1 protein-coding gene is annotated in these 2,340 nt (G+C 72.4%); it reads right to left on the bottom strand.

The window, feature by feature from the left end; translation table 11 throughout:
• The coding region (locus tag FV222_RS23475; protein WP_147815774.1) for a Tex family protein at window positions 1–2,283 on the bottom strand (2,283 nt) is incomplete at its 3' end.
• Window positions 2,284–2,340 lie beyond the last annotated feature (57 nt).

Below are 2,340 nucleotides of genomic sequence, written 5' to 3'. Positions count from 1 at the left end.
GGGCCGCGGCGCGGATTCGCGCGCCGGCCTACCTTGCTCTCGGCGCCCCTGCTCCTGGCGCGCCGGTTCCTGTCGCGCCGGTTCCTGTCGCGCCGGTTCCTGTCGCGTCTGCCGCTGGCCGTCGTCCGAGCGCATGCTGAGGGCGATGCGCTTGCGGGCCGGGTCGACCTCCACGACGCGGACCTGCACCACGTCGCCGGGCTTCACCACCTCGCGCGGGTCCTTCACGAAGCGGTCGGCCAGCACGGAGATGTGAACCAGCCCGTCCTGATGCACGCCGACGTCGACGAAGGCGCCGAACGCGGCGACGTTGGTGACGACGCCTTCGAGCCGCATCCCGGGCTTCAGGTCCGAGATCTTTTCGACGCCGTCCTGGAAGGTCGCGGTGCGGAAGGCCGGACGCGGGTCGCGGCCGGGCTTCTCCAGCTCGGCGATGATGTCGGCGACGGTCGGCAGGCCGAAGGTCGCGTCCACGAACTTCTGCGGGTTCAGCGCCTTGAGCGCCGCGCCGTTGCCGATCAGCGCTTTAATCGGCTGGCCGGTGGCGGCCAAAATCTTCTTCACCACCGGGTAGGCCTCCGGGTGCACGCCCGAGGCGTCGAGCGGGTCGCTGCCGTCGCGGATGCGCAGGAACCCGGCGGCGAGCTCGTAGGCCTTGGGGCCGAGGCCCACGACCTTCCGCAACGCGGCGCGCGAGCGGAACGGGCCGTTCGCGTCGCGATGCACTACGATGTTGGCGGCCACCCGCTCCGACAGCCCGGAAACGCGGGCGAGCAGCGGCGCGGAGGCCACGTTCACGTCGACGCCGACGCCGTTGACGCAATCCTCCACCACCGCATCGAGCGAGCGCGACAGCTTCCCCTCCGCGAGGTCGTGCTGGTACTGCCCGACGCCGATCGCCTTCGGCTCGATCTTCACCAGCTCGGCCAGCGGGTCCTGCAGCCGCCGCGCGATCGAGACCGCGCCGCGCAGGGTCACGTCGAGGCCCGGCAGCTCGGCGGAGGCGTAGGCCGAGGCCGAGTAGACCGAGGCGCCGGCCTCAGAGACCATCACCTTAGTCAGCTTCAGCTCCGGGTGCCGGGCCAGGAGCTCGGCCGCCAGCTTGTCGGTCTCGCGCGAGGCGGTGCCGTTGCCGATGGCGATCAGCTCGACCGCGTGGGCGCGGCAGAGCTTGGCCAGCGTCGCCAGCGCACCGGTCCAGTCGCGCCGCGGCTCGTGCGGGAAGACCGCGTCGGTGGCGACGACCTTGCCGGTGGCGTCGACCACCGCGACCTTCACGCCGCTGCGGAAGCCCGGATCGAGCCCAAGCGTCGGCCGCGCCCCGGCGGGCGCCGCGAGCAGCAGGTCGCGCAGGTTGCCGGCGAAGACCTGCACGGCGCCGGCCTCGGCCACCGCCCAGAGCCGGGCGCGGAGATCCGTGTCGATCGCCGGCTTCAGCTTCGTCCGCCAGGTCTTCCGCACCGTCTCGGCGAGGTAGCGGTCGCCGGGCCGCCCGCGATCCGCGATGCCGAAGGTCTTGGCGATCCGGGCCTCCTGCCAGGCCGGCTGGCCCGGGGGCGGCGTCTCGGCATCCGTGAGGTCGAGGTCGAGCACCTCCTCCTTCTCGCCGCGGAACAGCGCCAGGATGCGGTGCGAGGGCAGGCGGGTCAGCGGCTCCTCGAAGGAAAAGTAGTCGGCAAACTTCTGGCCGGCCTCGGCTTTGCCCTTGCGGACCGAGGCGTGCATCCGCCCGCGCCGCCAGCCATCCTCGCGCAAGCTACCGACGAGTTCGGCGTCCTCGCCGAAGCGCTCGATCAGGATCGCGCGTGCGCCCTCCAGCGTGGCGTCGGCATCGGGGAACCCGTCCTTGCCGGCAAACGCCTTCGCGGTCTGAACGGGGTCCCGCTCCGGCTGCGCGAGCAGGGCCTCGGCGAGCGGACCGAGCCCGGCCTCGCGAGCGATCTGAGCCTTGGTCCGGCGCTTGACCTTGAACGGCGCGTAGAGGTCTTCCAGCCGCGCCTTGGTCTCGGCCGTGGCGATCTTCTGCGCGAGCGCGGCATCGAGCTTGCCGAGGCCCTGGATCGCATCGCGGATGGCGCCGCGGCGCTCTTCCAGGTCGCGCAGGTAGGCCAAGCGCTCCTCCAGGGTGCGCAGCTGCGCGTCGTCGAGCCCGCCGGTCGCCTCCTTGCGGTAGCGGGCGACGAACGGCACCGTGGCGCCCCCGTCGAGCAGGTCCACCGCCGCCCGTACCTGCGCCTCGGCGACGCCGAGCTCGGTGGCGATGCGATGCGTGATGCCGATCATCCGGTCCGTGTCCTCGATGGCTGCGGGGCGCGGTGTCTAACCCGGATGGGGGAGGGG

This window comes from Methylobacterium sp. WL103 (assembly GCF_008039885.1).
Lineage (GTDB): Bacteria > Pseudomonadota > Alphaproteobacteria > Rhizobiales > Beijerinckiaceae > Methylobacterium > Methylobacterium cerastii.
The sequence above is the reverse complement of the archived record's forward strand: the minus strand, read 5'-3'. Positions and strand labels throughout refer to the sequence as shown.